Origin of the sequence: Marinobacter sp. UBA5687 (genome assembly GCF_002420325.1) — a bacterium.
Classification (GTDB): Bacteria; Pseudomonadota; Gammaproteobacteria; order Pseudomonadales; family Oleiphilaceae; genus Marinobacter; species Marinobacter nauticus.
In genome coordinates this window covers 1-15648 of sequence record NZ_DIHV01000008.1, presented here as the reverse complement: position 1 = coordinate 15648, position 15648 = coordinate 1, and the positions used below count along the sequence as shown (strand labels likewise).

The following is a 15648-nucleotide window of genomic DNA, read 5'->3' as shown; positions in this document are numbered from 1 at the left end:
AAATTCCGGTAGAATCCGCCCTCTGTTTTTATCGCACCATTTTCCAAAGCGAGACAAGGTTTCATGGAAATTAATCCCATAGTGACGAAGATCAAAGAGCTTCGCGAGCGCACCGAAGCGCTGAGGGGGTATCTTTGACTACGATCAGCGAAGTGAACGCCTGACCGAAGTCGAACGCGAACTCGAACAACCCACCGTCTGGGACGATCCCGAGCGGGCCCAGGCATTGGGCAAAGAGCGCTCAGACCTTGAACTGATCGTTAAAACCATCGACAACCTCACCAACGGCCTGGCCGATGCAGAAAGCCTGCTCGACATGGCGGTGGAAGAGGACGACGAAGGCACCGTCCAGGAAATCGAAGCCGATCTCGAAAACCTTGATAAAGAACTCGAGAAGCTCGAATTCCGCCGCATGTTCTCCGGCGAAATGGATGCCAACAACGCCTACCTGGATATCCAGGCCGGCTCCGGCGGCACTGAAGCCCAGGACTGGGGCAACATGCTGTTGCGCATGTACCTGCGCTGGGCCGAGCGTCGTGGCTTCAAGGCCGAAATCGTTGAACTGCAGGAAGGTGAAGTGGCCGGCATCAAGAGTGCCACCATCCACATCCAGGGCGACTACGCTTACGGCTGGCTACGCACAGAAACCGGCGTACACCGCCTGGTGAGGAAATCCCCGTTTGATTCCGGCAACCGTCGCCATACCTCTTTCTCTTCCGTGTTTGTATCACCGGAAGTGGACGACAGCTTCGAAATCGAGATCAACCCGGCGGATCTGCGGGTCGATGTGTATCGCGCTTCCGGCGCCGGTGGTCAGCACGTAAACCGGACCGAATCCGCAGTGCGACTGACCCACAACCCCACGGGCATCGTGGTGGCCTGTCAGGCCGGCCGAAGCCAGCACCAGAACAAAGACCAGGCCATGAAGCAGCTCAAGGCCAAGCTCTTTGAACTGGAAATGCAGAAGCGTAACGAAGAGAAACAGAAAGCCGAAGACTCCAAGTCTGACATCGGCTGGGGTAGCCAGATCCGTTCCTACGTGCTGGACGACAGCCGTATCAAAGACCTGCGCACCAAGGTGGAAACCAGCAACACCCAGTCGGTGTTGGATGGTGACATCGACAAGTTTATTGAAGCCAGTCTGAAGATGGCGCTGTAGACGGCGCCATCCAAACCAAACCGGACCATTCCGACTTCTTTAGTGAGCCAAGATGACTGAACAGACCCAGAACGCCGCACAGCATGAGGATAACAAGCTGATTGCCGAGCGCCGCGCCAAACTGGCTGCGCTGCGCGAGCAGGGCAATCCGTTCCCGAATGACTTCCGTCGCGATGCCACCGCCGCCGAACTGCAGGCGAAGTACGGTGATAAATCCAAGGAAGAGCTGGAAGGTCTGGGCATCAAGGTGGCCATTGCCGGCCGCATGATGCTCGACCGCAAGGCGTTCAAGGTGGTCCAGGACATGACCGGCCGCATCCAGATCTATGCCTCCAAGGACGTCCAGAAAGACACCAAGCATTGGGATATGGGCGACATCGTGGGCGTGCGTGGCACCCTGTCGAAATCCGGCAAGGGCGACCTGTATGTGACCATGGACGAATACGTACTGCTGACCAAGTCACTGCGCCCGCTGCCGGAGAAGCACAAGGGGCTGACCGACACCGAAGCCCGCTATCGGCACCGGTACGTGGACCTGATGGTGAACGAGGACAGCCGCCGTGTGTTCCATGCCCGGTCGAAGATCATCAACGCCATGCGCCAGTACTTCGCCGAGCGTGATTTCATGGAGGTGGAAACCCCCATGTTGCAGGTGATTCCGGGTGGCGCCACCGCCCGTCCGTTCGTGACCCATCACAACGCTCTGGGCATCGATATGTATCTGCGCATTGCGCCGGAACTGTTCCTCAAGCGCCTGGTGGTCGGTGGCTTTGAGCGAGTGTTCGAAATCAACCGTAACTTCCGCAACGAAGGGCTGTCTACCCGGCACAACCCCGAGTTCACCATGGTCGAGTTCTACCAGGCCTACGCCGATTACAACGACCTGATGGACCTGACCGAAGACATGCTGCGTACCATCACCCAGAAGGTGCTGGGTACCACCACTGTAATCAACACACGGGTACTGAAAGACGGTAGCGAAGAGACCATCGAATACGATTTCGGCAAGCCGTTCGAGCGCCTCACTGTGGTCGACGCCATCCTGCGCTACAACCCGGACATCACCCGTGAGCAACTGGCTGACGACGCACAGGCCCGAGAAGTGGCCAAGAACCTTGGTATCCACGTGAAAGACATCTGGGGCCTGGGCAAGGTGCAGATCGAAATCTTCGAAGCCACCGCCGAGCATCGCCTCACCCAGCCGACGTTCATCACCGAGTACCCGAAAGAAGTGTCGCCTCTGGCCCGCTGCAAAGACAGCGATCCGTTTGTGACCGAGCGCTTTGAGTTCTTCGTGGGCGGTCGGGAGATTGCCAATGGCTTCTCTGAGCTTAACGATGCCGAAGACCAGGCCGAACGCTTCCAGGCCCAGGTGGCTGAGAAAGATGCCGGCGACGACGAAGCCATGTTCTACGATGACGACTATGTCATGGCCCTCGAATACGGTTTGCCGCCGACCGCTGGTGAAGGTATCGGCATCGACCGCCTGGCCATGCTGCTGACCAACTCGCCATCCATCCGCGACGTCATCCTGTTCCCGGCCATGCGCCCGGAACACAAGGCCGAACAGAAACCGGAAAGCGAGTAAGCCCATGCACCCTGCCGAGGCACTGGCTCAACAACTGAAGCCCGGCCGCGGCTGGGACCAGTGGCTGGCGGACGAGTTCCGCCAGCCCTACATGCGGCAACTGGCCGAATTCCTCGCCGCCGAGGAACAGGCCGGCAAGGTTCTGTATCCCCCCAGCTCCCACTGCTTCAATGCCCTCAACAGCACACCGCTGGCCAACGTAAACGTAGTGATCCTTGGCCAGGACCCCTACCACGGCCCCGGCCAGGCCCATGGTTTGTGCTTCTCTGTGCGCCCTCAGGTTCCGCCACCACCGTCCCTGGTCAATATCTTCAAGGAAATCGAAACCGACCTGGGTATCGCGCCACCGGATCACGGCTGTCTGCAGCCGTGGGCAGAGCAAGGCGTGCTACTGCTCAACAGTGTCCTCACGGTCGAGCAGAGCAATGCCGGAGCCCATCAAGGCAAGGGTTGGGAGCAGTTTACCGACAAGGTGATCGAAGTTATCAACCGGGAGCGCGACAACGTGGTGTTCCTGTTGTGGGGCAGCTACGCCAAGAAAAAGGGCCAGCACATTGACCGGAACCGCCACCTGGTTCTGGATGGCCCACACCCGTCACCGCTCAGTGCCTACCGTGGATTCTTTGGTTGCCGGCATTTCTCGAAGGCTAACGAATGGCTGAGGGAGCAGGGCAGGCCCTCCGTTGATTGGGCTTTGCCAAGCAAAGCTGCGTTGATTGCCAAGTATAAAAAGTGACGCGCTGACGAAGGCAATGCAAAGGTAGTCTTCAGGGCGGGGCAGGCTGCCGAAACCGTGCGGAGCCGAGCATACAGGGAGGTATTCACAGCGTGTTTCGGGAGCTGGTCCCATCGCAAGGACGGGCGCCAAACTCCCAAAACCACGAGGTATTACTGAAGCAGCGCCATAGCCGCTTCCATCTGCGCATTCAGATCCTCTTCCTCGCTCATATCGACATTCGGATCCAGTCCCAGCCGATCGAACGCAGAAATCTTCGTCCAGTCCATCTCGTTCCAGGGATGATCGCTCCCGGCAACCAGCTGCAGGTTGGCCACCATGACCAGATCGGCATAATCCGCTGCCGGCACCTCACGCTGGAAGTTGGCGTATTCCAGAGGCACATTCTGCAGTTCCTTTGGAAAATCCCATTTTTTCAGAATCATAGAGCCAATACGTGGGTGCAGCTCATCAATCACATTGTCCAGCATGATGCTGCTGATCTGGATATCCTGATCCTCCACATAACGCAGAATCGGCAGAATACCGATCAGGTGCACCAGGCCAGCCAGCGTTGCCTGATCCGCCTTCAGGCGGGTGTAATGTTGCGCCAGAACATGGCACACGCCCGCCACTTCGGTGCTGGTCTGCCAGGTGGCGCGCAGGCGCTTGTCGATCATATCTGACGTGGCCTGGAACATCTGTTCCATCGCCAGCCCCATGGCCAGATTACTGGTGTAAGCCATACCCAGCCGGCTGACCGCCATGTTCAGGTTTTCGATGGCGCGACTGCCGCGAAACAGCGGGCTGTTGCACACCCGGATGATACGCGCCGAGAGCGCCGTATCGTTGCTGATGACCTTCACCAGATCGGCAATGGCAGAGTCTTCGGACTCGGCAATCTCCCGCACCTGAAGCGCTACCTCAGGCAGGGTTGGAAGTACCAGCTTGTCGTTTTCAATGGCAGCCGTCAGGTCAGACTTGATGGTTTCAACAATATTGGCCATGGTCAGTTAGGTTCCACTTGTCTGGAGGCATCCCACGTACGGGGATAAAACCGGTATGTGTTTTAATTTATAGCAAATTTTTCCGGTATTTCCTGTCAACTTATGTATCCGGCTGTTCGGCTTTCTCTGGTTCAGGGACCGGATAGGGTATCGGCCGCATCTCAAGTTGCAGGCCCTCATGACCGTCTACGCCCAGGTGCTTGCTGGCCGAATCATGTCGGATCACCGCCAGCATTTCTCCCTGCTGCTCACCAGTCAGTACCGAATTAACCACCTCGCCCACGGCACTGCCATCGGCGATCAGTCGGGTACCGGGTTGTGGCGCGGCGTCTGTACCGGTGAAAGCGACCCGGAACAGGCTTTTCTTTAACTGGCCGAGGAAATGCATTCGCGCGATCACTTCCTGTCCGGTGTAACAGCCTTTCTTGAAGTGAATGCCTTGCAGGTGCTGAAGGTTGAGCATCTGGGGAACATAGGCTTCCCGGGTTGCTGCGGTCAGCCAGGGTACGCCGGCGCGGATCTCCGAGGCCTGCCAGGTCGGCATAGGCAGTTCGGAGGTGGGCGGCAACGCAGGCTGGGCATCGGTTTGCCAGAGTTCGAAGCGAGCGAGGTGGTTGCTGTCATCTTCGACACGAATCAGGTACCCGTTATCGGTACTTAACACCTGACCGGGGCGGGTCAGTTCGTCTGTGGCCGCGCCGGCAACCTGTCGGGCGGTCTCGATCCCCAGTAGACCGGTGATCCGGCCCGAGTCAAGAACGGCAAGCGATGTGCCCCGGAACAGCATCAGGTACTTGTTCAGGTGCTGAACGGTGTCTTCTGCGGTCTCCCGCTCCAGGCTGAGTAGCAAGTCTTCGCCATCCCGGAGCAGTCGGGTAATGCAGTAGGCTCTGCCCTTCGGGGTGCAGGCTGCTGCCCTGAGCGACTGTCCGGCAGTGACTTCGTCCACACTCTGGCTGAACTGGCCCTGGACAAACTTGTCGGTACCCGGCCCGCTGATTCTGGCCAGAACCCGGTCGGTCAGATGAGCCCAACCCTCGTGAGTGGGATTGGCTGGCGTTTCGGTATTGGCGTTGGTCATCGAAAACTCCGGATGGAATCGGGGGTTCACCGTGAAATAGCTGCTGGCCCTGCCACGAGCCACATGCGCAGCCGACGGAATGCCTGTTCGGAAACATTGCCACGACATAGCCGGGATGGGCTGAGCAGGATCGCGGTCATGGTGTCTGATCTGGTGACAACGGACTCTACTTTCAAGACCAGAAAGGATGCACCGAGCGAGCTGCAGCCGCAAACTCTGGCGGTAACTTCCTGGCCATTGGCCAGCTGGCATCGAAGATGCCGGTCGTCAGTGGTTAGGCTGATAATGGCATTGGCTCCACGGAGCCGGCCACAACGACGGAATTCCTGCCAGCCCAGAAGCAGGGAAACCGGTAACAACACCAGTGCCAGCGGGGTGATGGACAGGCTGATTGCCAGTAGTACAGCAGACAGCGCCAGCCAGGGCAGGCTGGCGCAAATACCCGCGGCCCTGGAGGGCGACAGGTTCAGTTCAATCGGGTTGGACACGGTTCAGGATCATGTCAACGATGTGACGAAGATCCGGGTCCTCCGGCTTGCTGCGCTGCATGAACCACTCGAACATGTCCGTATCCTCGCAACTTAACAGCTTGCGGTAACGGGCCTGGTCTTCCGCTGAAAGATCCCGGTATACCTCTTCAAGGAACGGGAGCAGCAGGACGTCCAGTTCCAGCATGCCGCGGCGGCTGTGCCACCACAGGCGATGAAATTCAGTGTGATCCTGAGAAGTATTGGTTTCGGACATAACGGATTCTGCCTTTGGAAACGGAGTAAGGCCCGGTCTCAGGGAGACGGGGTGCGGTAAGTCGTCGGCACCAGCACGGTATCCTGGGCGTCATTCAACAGGCCCGGATAATCCAGTGTGTAATGCAGGCCTCGGCTTTCCTTGCGTTGCAGTGCCGAGCAGATGATGAGGTCGGAGACTGTGACCAGGTTGCGCAGCTCGATCAGGTCATTGGAGACCCGGTAGTTACTGTAAAACTCGCCGATTTCACGGGACAGCAAATCAACCCGGTGTTTCGCCCGCTGCAGGCGTTTGGTGGTTCGGACGATGCCGACATAGTCCCACATAAAGTGCCGAAGTTCGTCCCAGTTATGGGAGATGATGACGTCTTCGTCGGAGTCCCGCACCTGGCTTTCGTCCCAGTCCGGGGCTGACGGTGGTGGTGGAATGTCAGCCTCCCTGCGGGTGATGTCCTGAGCCGCGGCCCGGCCATAGACCAGACATTCCAGCAACGAGTTGCTGGCCATGCGGTTGGCGCCGTGCAGGCCGGTGAAGGCGGCTTCGCCAACGACATAGAGTTGGTTGATGTCGGTACGCGCCCGTTCATCACTGACAATTCCGCCGCAGGTATAATGGGCAGCAGGCACCACGGGGATGGGTTCGCGGGTAATGTCGATCCCGAAGCTCAGACACTTTTCGTAAATGGTCGGGAAGTGCTGTTTGATGAAGTCGGCCGGCTTATGGCTGATATCCAGGAACAGGTGGTCTGCACCCAGGCGCTTCATCTCATGGTCAATCGCCCGGGCAACAATGTCCCGGGGCGCGAGTTCCGCCCGTTCATCAAACCGGTCCATAAATCGACTGCCATCCGGCAGCCGGAGCACGCCACCTTCGCCCCGAACCGCCTCGGTAATCAGGAAGGACTTGGCGTGCGGGTGGTACAGGCAGGTGGGGTGGAACTGATTGAACTCCATGTTGGCAACACGGCAACCGGCTCGCCAGGCCATGGCAATTCCATCTCCGGAAGCGCCGTCCGGATTGGTCGTGTAGCGATACGCCTTGGAGGCGCCGCCGGTGGCGATGACGGTGAACCTGGCTCGAAACAGTTCCACATGATTGTCTTCGAGATTCAGGATGTAGGCGCCGACGCAGCGGTTGCCGGGAAGCGCAAGCTTGCGGTTGGTAATCAGGTCCACAGCCACCCGGCCGGCTTTCAGGTGAATATTCGGCCTGGCCTGGGCCTGGCTCGCCAGGGTGGTGGAAACCGCGTGGCCGGTGGCATCGGCGGCGTGGATAATCCGGCGATGGCTATGGCCGCCTTCGCGGGTGAGGTGGTAGTCCTCGCCATCGTCCTGCCTGGTGAACTTCACGCCGGAGTCGATCAGCCATTTGATGCTTTCCTTGCTGTGTTCCACGGTAAAGCGGACCGCATCCTCGTGGCACAGACCGCCGCCCGCGTTGAGGGTGTCCTGTATGTGATTCTCCACGGAATCGGTATCGTCCAGAACCGCAGCGATGCCTCCCTGGGCCCAGAGGGTGGCGCCAGAGCTGATATCGGCTTTGCTGATGACGCAAACCCGCAAGTGCTCCGGAAGATTCAGCGCAACGGTAAGGCCGGCAGCGCCGCTGCCGATGATCAGAACATCGTATTCGTAGGACTGTGGCATTGAGTCGTGGTCGCGGGCCATAATGTGGACGTGTATTGAACTAAACTTTACGCTTGCTGTCTATTTGGGCTAACGGATAACCCTGTCAGCCGGGTGCGGTCTGCATCAAGGGTTAGTGAACGAACGCTGGAACAGCCCAATGACACAAGCCACTCGTATCGAGGCCAGACCACTGGCTCCCAAAACAGGACTTTCTGTTGCTTCGTCCATGACGCCTGAAAATGACTGGAAACCCGGAGAGCAGTCCGACAGCCAGACGGATCTGCAGTTGGTTCGCAAGGTCCGGAACGGAGATCGTGCGGCCTTCGATCTGCTGGTGGTGAAATACCAGTCCAGGGTCGCGTCTATTATCAGCCGCTATGTCTACGACAGTCAGGAAGTCATGGATCTGACTCAGGAAACCTTTGTCAAAGCCTTCCGCGCGATTGATCGCTTTCGCGGTGACAGCGCGTTTTACACCTGGTTGTACCGGATTGCCGTAAACACCGCCAAGAATTTCCTTGAGGCCCGCGGCAGGCGGCCCCAGGGATCGGCGGATGTCACCGATGCGGAAAACTTTGATGATGGCGGCCGACTGCGTGACCCGGCCTCGCCGGAGCGGTTGCTGCAGAGGGAGCAGTTGCAGAAAGCTCTTGCGGAAGCCATTGCCAGCCTGCCGGAGGAACTGCGGTCGGCGTTCCTGCTCAGGGAATACGATGGCCTGAGTTATGAAGATATTGCCCGGATACTGGAGTGCCCCATAGGTACCGTGCGCTCAAGAATTTTCCGGGCGCGGGACTCGGTGGATCGCCACCTTGGCCCGCTCCTTGATCAGTCAGTAACGTGAATGAGGTTGCATCCTATGGATGAGCGTCTCAGAGAAACACTGTCTTCGATGATGGATGACGAGGCCGATGAGCTATCGGTTCGTCGGTTGTTGTCACATGGCAACCAGGAGGACGTGCGCGGCCAGTGGCAGCGATGGCAGCAGATACGTGATCTGATGCACGAGCAGCACGGTCCTGCCGATGGTATTGATGTTGCCGGCGCGGTGAGGGAAGCGCTCGATGGCCATGCTCGCTCAGAACAGGCCCGGTCGCCGGTGGAGGTGCCCAGGGTGTCGGTCTGGCGCTGGCCGGTGGCCGCCATGGTGTTCATGGCGTTGATTGTGGGCTTCGGCGCCGGAGCCGGCTGGGATACCCGCACCGGAGTACCTGTTCAGGCACTGGCCGGCGGCAGTGCCGAGCCTTCAGCCTCTGGGGTAACGCTGTCGGCGGCGGTTGAGGAAGTGGCACTACAGCGGCTGGACGAAGACCAGTTGCGCCAGATGCGTCAGTACCTGCTTGAGCATGCCCAGCACAACAGCGTGGGTGCAGGTCGTGGCTCGGTGGGTTACGCCCGCCTGGTCAGCGCCAGTGGTAACTATTGAACCGGGAGCATGGGTTTATGAACAACCGGGTATCCAGCAGGTCGGTATTCGGAGCGGTTGCCGCTCTTGTGGCTCTGCTGTGCCTGTTGATCAATCCGGTGAGGGCCGAGTTGGCCAGCGAGACAACGAAAAGCGGTGAAGCCCCGGCGGCCATGGCCTGGCTGGAGCGGCTTGGCCCTGCACTCAACATGACATCGTACCGCGGGGTCTTTGTTTATGCCCGGGGCGAACAGGTACATTCCATGCGCATCGCCCACCGTTACCGGAACGGGCGTGTTGAGGAACGCCTGGTGATGCAGGACGGCGGCAGTGGTGAAATCGTCCGTAAAGGCATGAACGTGGTCTGTGTATTGCCTGACCGGGGCAGGGTCCGGCTGGACGAGGTGATTCCTTCGGGCCCGTTCGCAGAAGCGTTTACCAGTCAGTTGATGCCGTTTGGCCGCTGGTATCTGCCTGAACTGGCGGGTGAAGACCGGGTCGCCGGCTACGATGTGGTGATCGTGGCGCTCGGGGCCCGGGATGATGATCGCTACAGCCACCGCCTCTGGCTGGAAAAAGAGACGGGGCTACTGGTCAAGAGCCAGGTGCGGGATGTAAACGGTGAGGTACTGGAGCATTTTCAGTTCACCGATCTTGAGATCACTGACGATATTTCCGACGAGGAACTCGAGGTTCAGACCCGTGGTCGTGAGATTAGCCGTACCCTGGACGATGGCCGGAAACAGGAGTCATCGGTTGGCCGGATGAATGGCTGGACTCTGTCCTGGCAGCCGGAGGGCTTTGTGCCGGCGGCTGCACCACGTTCGGGCAGTGGCAAGGCCGTGGCGTTCTCCGATGGCCTGGCTGCGTTTTCCGTATTTGTCGAGCCTGTCGGGCGGCTGAAAATGCCGACAGGCGCTTCCCGTATCGGGGCAACCACCATCTACATGCGCGAAGTCATGGTCTCTGATCGCCCCTTCCTGATAGCGGTGGTTGGTGAAATTCCGCCGGGCACTGCACGAAAGGTGGCAGATGCCGTGGAAGTGGATGACGATTTCGTAGCTGAGCTGTCCGGTCATGATCACGGAAACCGGTAAAGTCGTGGCCCTGGTGGGTGATCAGGTTTGGGTTCAGACGATAAGAACCAGTGCCTGTCAGAGTTGCTCGGCCCGCTCGGGCTGCGGGCAGCGAGCCCTGGCTGCGGTATCCGGCGGCCGGGCGAACCAGGTGCTGGTAGATAATTCCGTGGGCGCCCGGGTGGGGGATGAAGTGGTCATCGGGCTGGATGAACAGTCGCTGCTGAATGCCTCGCTGATTATTTACGGTTTGCCGTTGGTGCTGATGGTGCTTGCCAGTGTGATGGCTCATAACTGGGCCGCGGGGTCAGACCTGGGCGCCATAGCCGGAGCGGTGGCAGGCCTGGGCGTCGGGTTCTGGCTGGTGCAGCGTTGGCAGGCCGGGGCCGGTGATCGCTACCAGCCGCGGTTGTTGAGGATAAAGACAATTCCATCCTCGACATGTCCATGATCCCTACCGTTTTTTAAGTTGAAAATTCACGCCCCAGCCCCAGAATAGCTCTATAAACGCAAGTAAAATCAGGGGGTTCTACATGCCAGAAAAAAATATAGAAGCTGCCCGTATGCCTTCCCTGGCCAGGCCCGGTGCCATGCTGGGCGTTCTGCTGATGCTGGCTGCCATGGTGTCGGTATTCTGGAGCCAGGGCGTCGCAGCCAGAGGCCTGCCGGATTTCACTGAACTGGTAGAAGATAACTCCAGTGCGGTGGTGAATATCAGTACCACGACGGATCCGGGCAGCCAGAGCTCTGGCTTCCATGGGCTCCCTTTTGATGAAAGGCAACTGGAGCAGTTGCCGCCTTTCCTTCAGGATTTTTTCCGCGGCCCGCAGTCTCCTTTTGGTGGTTCCCCTCGGCCGCAGCAGCCGCGCAGGAGCATGGGCTCCGGCTTTATTGTGTCAGCCGATGGTTATGTACTGACCAACAATCACGTGGTTGAGGGTGCCGATGAAGTGATTGTGCGCCTGAATGACCGCCGCGAGTTTTCCGCCACTATCGTGGGTACCGATCCCCGCTCGGATATGGCGGTTCTCAAAATCGAGAATGGTGAAGACCTGCCGGTGGTCAGCGTTGGACGTTCCCGGGATCTGAAAGTCGGCGAATGGGTTTTCGCGATCGGCTCGCCATTCGGGTTTGACTACACGGTGACGGCGGGCATTGTCAGTGCTCTGGGCCGCTCGCTGCCATCCGAGAACTACGTGCCGTTTATCCAGACCGACGTTGCCATTAACCCCGGTAACTCCGGTGGCCCGCTGTTCAACCTGGAAGGCGAAGTGGTGGGCATAAACTCCCAGATTTACACCCGCTCCGGCGGCTTCATGGGGGTGTCGTTCGCCATTCCGATTGACGATGCCATGAACGTATTCCGCCAGCTCCGTGACAAAGGTACCGTCGCCCGGGGTTGGTTGGGCGTGCTTATTCAGGAAGTGAATCGGGATCTGGCCGAGAGTTTCGGGCTGCGCCGTCCCCGCGGCGCGTTGATTGCCGAAGTGATGCCGGATTCACCGGCGGAGAAGGGGGGCCTTGAGGCCGGTGACATTGTGCTGGAATACAATGGCGAGGATGTTCAGTTGTCCTCTGACCTGCCGCCCATGGTTGGCCGCACACCGGTAGGTGAATCGGCGCGCCTGACGGTGTTGCGCGGTGGTGATGAAATCACCCTCGACGTGGCAATTGGCAAGTTGCCGGAAGACGGCGATGACGCTGCCCAGCCCTTCACCGGTAGCCGCGACAACAGTGCGGGCGCACCGCTTGGGTTGTCCGTTGAGCCACTGGCTCCCGAGACTGCCCGTTCAGTGGGCGTGGAAGGCGGTGTTGTAGTCGCTGGGGTGGATCGTGGCCCGGCTTTTGAGGCTGGTATTCGTGCCAGGGACATCATTACCGAGATCAACCGCCAGCAGATTCGCTCGGTGGAGGACTTCCGGTCGGTGGTCCGCGACTTGCCGGAAAACCGGGCGGTTTCGGTCCGGATTGTAAGGCAGGGGAGGGCGATCTACCTGGTCATGAAGCCCTGAGTCGATAACCACATTTCAAGTAAGATTGGGCCCCCGGCGTGTCGGGACGCGTCCGGGGGCTTTTGGTTTTTAAGCCTTAGTTCGTCCGTTTCGGACGAACACTGTAAAAGCTAATCGACGCTTTGTCCCCGTCAAGTTGACCCGGGATTTCCGCCATTAACGATTAAGCCGCGTTTTAAACAAAAGCGAACATTCGGATGGCCTCAGAGATCCCCGGCTCTTTCTGCCTTGGTTGGGCGCTTGGTCATTTCTCAAGAACCCGGCAAACGATCAAATGGACTAACTGTTCCAGCTCTTCGATCACCAATAATGTGGGTGTAGATTTCAGTCGTCCGAATATCGCTGTGGCCGAGGATTTCCTGGACCGTTCGGATATCACTTCCCGATCTCAGTAGCTCGGTGGCAAAAGCGTGGCGAAATGTATGCGCAGAGGAGTCTTCGACATCTTGTAGTGCAGGTTTTCGATCTCCCTTTTCAGCGCATTCTTGTAAAGGAAAATTATGGCGTAGAGTGCCTGGTTTTGGGTGGCGGGGCTGACCCCTCGATTTACGGCGAGATGATTCAGGAAACGCTCAATTTCGCGATTACCCATCACCTCAGGGTGCTTCTTGTCATTGAACAGAATGAACTGGCGGACCCAGTAGAGATAGGTTTTCTCTGTTCGATAGCTGTACTGCTTCGTCCTGATTTCTGTGCGAACCGATTGCAGAAACGGTGATTTTGACACAGTCGCCCCTCCGTGGCTGAGTTCTGTATATGTATACAGTTATAATGAAAAAGCCTCGGGAATGCCAAAAATTCTGCGGTTTGATTTGCATAAGGCCGCACACTTTTCGCAGAGCACCCTAGTAGCCCATTGATTTAGAGACGGAAATTTTTGGCCTTTTGGATTTCACTTGCAGAAACGTGCAACAATAACTTGCTTGCAAACTTTTCACAGAAGCAAGACAGGAAAAGCGCTTGGGAGCCGGATGGTAAGGGGTTGAAAAGTCGAGATTATCACGGGCCGTGACTCAGTTTTGGACGGGGTGGTGGCGTTGCGGTTTAATAAGAATTCAAACCAATAAGCTGTTATGAATCAAAGAGGAGCCTGACTTGGCTGACATGACTAACTCAGCACACAGAATTCTAGCAGTTGTGGAAAAAGCATCTGGTCAACCGGATGATAAATCCACGGCGGAGGTATGGGCTTCAGTATTGGGTCTAGATGAAAAGACTGCTAAATCAGATCCCCACCCAATCTATGCTCAGTTACAGCTAGTGCGAGAAGAGGTCGACAGTATTTACAGATCAATGTCTCCCACCGAAATCCCTGTTGATTTGTATGGGCCTTACCTCGAGAGGGTGTCGAAAACTGTTTCGGTTACAAACCTTGCTGCTCCATGGAAAAACTACAAAAAACACCTCCAGCCTGATGTAGTGCTTTGTCTGAAATATTGTGCCGCGTTGCTTCCAGTGGAAGAGCCAATTGATCATGAAGAACTTCAGAGCATCCTTGATCGGGTTCAGGAGTTAAGGCAAGAGATAGAAAACAGTTCATTGTCCGGCCATGTATACGATTTCCTCGCCGGACAACTAGATATTATCGAAAAATCGATCAAGCAGTATCCAATCAAAGGTGCGGAGTCAATCCGTAAGGCATTCTCGGAGGGTTTTGCGGATCTGGCCACTCGCGCAGACGATTTGCGAAATGAGGATGACCGGGAAGAAGCCGCGAAAGTGGCAGGGATATGGGCTTCTTTGAAACGAGCAGGAAATGCAGTAGTTGATGCTGATCGCATTGCCACAGCATATGTAAACCTTATTGAAAAGGGGCAAACTGCTGCCGAAGCTGTCACCGGCCTGTTGCAAAATTCATAACAAATGGCTGTTGTCGGACGCGCCTACGCTGGCGCTCCGGTGCGCCGCAAAGCCAAAGCGTTATATCTAAAAGGCAAAGAAGCACCAAGGTAGAAAAATGTCAGATTTAGAAGAGAACAAGGAAGCTTCCTCGCTTATTACTCTCCAACTTGATATCGGAGAACGAGAGTTCCAATCTCTTGACGAGATGCAGGAATGGATGAATCAAGAGCGGTCTTTTTTTGCTTGGATGGAAACTGGCAGTAAAAATGACGGAAATGCGGCCCATGCATGGAATGCGACCAATCAGTGGTTTAATTTTGTTCAGCAGTATATCCAGCAATCACGCCAGCACCAAAACAACGAAGCACAACTGCAGAACATAGAGAAAAACTTTAAAAATCAGATTAATCAGCATTTGCAGAAGGGCCATTTAATTACATCGAAAAACCCAGATGCAATTTTTTGTAAAAATTTAGCTGGGGAAGAAAACGAAGTCGTTGCGTGTTATGCAATTGCAAACTTATTAGATATTCCATCAAATCAAAATTCTCCAAAAGCATTAAAAGGCGCATTTTACGCATTTCAATACAGGCAAGGGGCTACATCGACGGTTGAATCTCAAGCAGAAGCCTTAGAGGCTTTGAGTTCCGAGTGGAACGGTAGATTTAACCAGCAGCATCTGGGCTTAAGGGCCCAGAATGAAGCATTGATCGAAGAAATTGGAGATTTGAGAGAGCAGTTTTCAAACCTGAAACAAGAAATAGCCGCACAAAAAGAAGAGCAAGTCACAGCGTTCAATACGCAGATAGAGGAATCAGAGAAAACCTTATCTGATATTGCTCACACTTATGACGAGAAGCTGGCTCTCCAAGCCTCAGTGCAGTATTGGTCTGATAAGCGTGACTTACACACTAGGGTGATGTGGTGGGTTGGAGGCTCAACGCTTTTGCTTGCAGCGCTTACAGGCGGTGGCTTTGTTCTGGCCGCGCACAAATTGCTGCAAGTCACGGTATCCGAGGTTGAGCTATGGCGGCTTGGCGTAATGCTTGCCATCTCAACTTTTGGTATCTGGGTAACAAGGCTTTCCGCCAAAATTTTTATTTCCAATCTTCATCTGCGTACGGACGCGGATGAACGTGTGACAATGATTCAGACATATTTAGCGCTATTGAGAGAGGGATCAGGGCCTATGGACGAAGAAAGGCAGTTGATTCTGCAGACCCTATTTAGGCCAAGTTCAACCGGCTTTATCAAGGATGATGGACCGAGTTCATTTCATGAATTAGTCACCAATGTCTTGAACAAAAAATAGATATAACAAGGCCTTCCAGCGGAAGCAGTCGCTAGCGCGGCTGCTCCGCTGAAGGCAGCGTGTGTGCCGGGCATGGCAC

The 15648-nt window shown here is 56.5% G+C and carries 16 protein-coding genes and 1 pseudogene; 10 read left to right on the top strand and 7 right to left on the bottom strand.

Annotated features, from left to right (window positions below):
- The first annotated feature begins 63 nt into the window (after nucleotides 1–63).
- The 3 genes from prfB (at nucleotide 64) to ung (ending at nucleotide 3483) form a co-directional block, all read left to right on the top strand.
- A protein-coding gene (prfB, locus tag B3Y70_RS00595) for a peptide chain release factor 2 (RefSeq protein WP_113879872.1) occupies nucleotides 64–1159 on the top strand; the annotation gives its coding sequence in 2 pieces (ribosomal slippage) (nucleotides 64–135 and nucleotides 137–1159; 1095 coding nt in all).
- A 52-nt stretch (nucleotides 1160–1211) separates the two neighbouring features.
- Complete coding sequence (lysS, locus tag B3Y70_RS00590; protein ID WP_014420746.1) at nucleotides 1212–2747, top strand: lysine--tRNA ligase; 1536 nt, start codon at nucleotides 1212–1214, stop codon at nucleotides 2745–2747.
- A 4-nt stretch (nucleotides 2748–2751) separates the two neighbouring features.
- Nucleotides 2752–3483, top strand: coding sequence for a uracil-DNA glycosylase (gene ung / locus B3Y70_RS00585; protein ID WP_022991041.1), 732 nt, complete (start codon nucleotides 2752–2754; stop codon nucleotides 3481–3483).
- A gap of 152 nt (nucleotides 3484–3635) precedes the next feature.
- On the opposite strand, the gene B3Y70_RS00580 is transcribed toward ung, so the two are convergent.
- The 5 genes from B3Y70_RS00580 to nadB form a co-directional block, all read right to left on the bottom strand.
- Nucleotides 3636–4469 carry an HDOD domain-containing protein gene (locus B3Y70_RS00580; RefSeq protein WP_014420748.1) on the bottom strand — a complete coding sequence of 278 codons (834 nt, stop codon included), beginning with the start codon at nucleotides 4467–4469 and terminating at the stop codon, nucleotides 3636–3638.
- A 100-nt stretch (nucleotides 4470–4569) separates the two neighbouring features.
- A complete protein-coding gene (locus B3Y70_RS00575) occupies nucleotides 4570–5550 on the bottom strand; it encodes a YgfZ/GcvT domain-containing protein (protein ID WP_288589055.1) in 981 nt (326 codons plus the stop codon).
- Between the two features lie 26 nt (nucleotides 5551–5576).
- Nucleotides 5577–6038 (bottom strand): hypothetical protein, encoded by a 462-nt coding sequence (locus tag B3Y70_RS00570; RefSeq protein ID WP_288589054.1) that lies wholly within the window; start codon nucleotides 6036–6038, stop codon nucleotides 5577–5579.
- Nucleotides 6022–6294 (bottom strand): succinate dehydrogenase assembly factor 2, encoded by a 273-nt coding sequence (locus B3Y70_RS00565; RefSeq protein ID WP_011785730.1) that lies wholly within the window; start codon nucleotides 6292–6294, stop codon nucleotides 6022–6024. Before B3Y70_RS00565 ends, B3Y70_RS00570 begins: the two co-directional genes overlap by 17 nt.
- Before the next feature lie 38 nt (nucleotides 6295–6332).
- Entirely contained in the window at nucleotides 6333–7940 is a 1608-nt protein-coding gene (nadB, locus tag B3Y70_RS00560) for an L-aspartate oxidase (RefSeq protein WP_181800070.1), read from the bottom strand.
- Nucleotides 7941–8148: 208 nt separating this feature from the next.
- On the opposite strand from nadB, the gene rpoE reads away from it, so the two are divergent.
- From rpoE to B3Y70_RS00535, 5 genes are all read left to right on the top strand, one after another.
- The gene (gene rpoE, locus B3Y70_RS00555) at nucleotides 8149–8766 is read left to right on the top strand and encodes an RNA polymerase sigma factor RpoE (protein ID WP_011785728.1); all 618 of its coding nucleotides are present in this window, start codon (nucleotides 8149–8151) and stop codon (nucleotides 8764–8766) included.
- A 15-nt stretch (nucleotides 8767–8781) separates the two neighbouring features.
- Nucleotides 8782–9348, top strand: a complete 567-nt coding sequence (locus tag B3Y70_RS00550) for a sigma-E factor negative regulatory protein (protein ID WP_011785727.1) — start codon at nucleotides 8782–8784, stop codon at nucleotides 9346–9348.
- 17 nt (nucleotides 9349–9365) lie between these two features.
- Nucleotides 9366–10424, top strand: coding sequence for a MucB/RseB C-terminal domain-containing protein (locus B3Y70_RS00545; RefSeq protein ID WP_011785726.1), 1059 nt, complete (start codon nucleotides 9366–9368; stop codon nucleotides 10422–10424).
- Nucleotides 10405–10854: a SoxR reducing system RseC family protein gene (locus B3Y70_RS00540; RefSeq protein WP_011785725.1), complete on the top strand. Its 450-nt coding sequence runs from the start codon at nucleotides 10405–10407 to the stop codon at nucleotides 10852–10854. Before B3Y70_RS00545 ends, B3Y70_RS00540 begins: the two co-directional genes overlap by 20 nt.
- A 112-nt stretch (nucleotides 10855–10966) precedes the next feature.
- The gene (locus tag B3Y70_RS00535) at nucleotides 10967–12415 is read left to right on the top strand and encodes a DegQ family serine endoprotease (protein ID WP_041656897.1); all 1449 of its coding nucleotides are present in this window, start codon (nucleotides 10967–10969) and stop codon (nucleotides 12413–12415) included.
- A 251-nt stretch (nucleotides 12416–12666) separates the two neighbouring features.
- On the opposite strand, the pseudogene B3Y70_RS00530 reads toward B3Y70_RS00535, so the two are convergent.
- A pseudogene (locus tag B3Y70_RS00530) lies at nucleotides 12667–12840 on the bottom strand (tyrosine-type recombinase/integrase); the annotation flags it as partial.
- Nucleotides 12804–13142, bottom strand: coding sequence for a site-specific integrase (locus tag B3Y70_RS00525; RefSeq protein WP_286894983.1), 339 nt, complete (start codon nucleotides 13140–13142; stop codon nucleotides 12804–12806). The gene B3Y70_RS00525 and the pseudogene B3Y70_RS00530, both read right to left, overlap by 37 nt.
- Before the next feature lie 368 nt (nucleotides 13143–13510).
- Here B3Y70_RS00525 and B3Y70_RS00520 point away from each other — a divergent pair, with 368 nt between their 5' ends.
- Entirely contained in the window at nucleotides 13511–14275 is a 765-nt protein-coding gene (locus B3Y70_RS00520; protein WP_286894985.1) for a hypothetical protein, read from the top strand.
- A 97-nt stretch (nucleotides 14276–14372) separates the two neighbouring features.
- A complete protein-coding gene (locus B3Y70_RS00515; protein ID WP_286894987.1) occupies nucleotides 14373–15569 on the top strand; it encodes a DUF6161 domain-containing protein in 1197 nt (398 codons plus the stop codon).
- The last annotated feature ends 79 nt before the right edge of the window (nucleotides 15570–15648 follow it).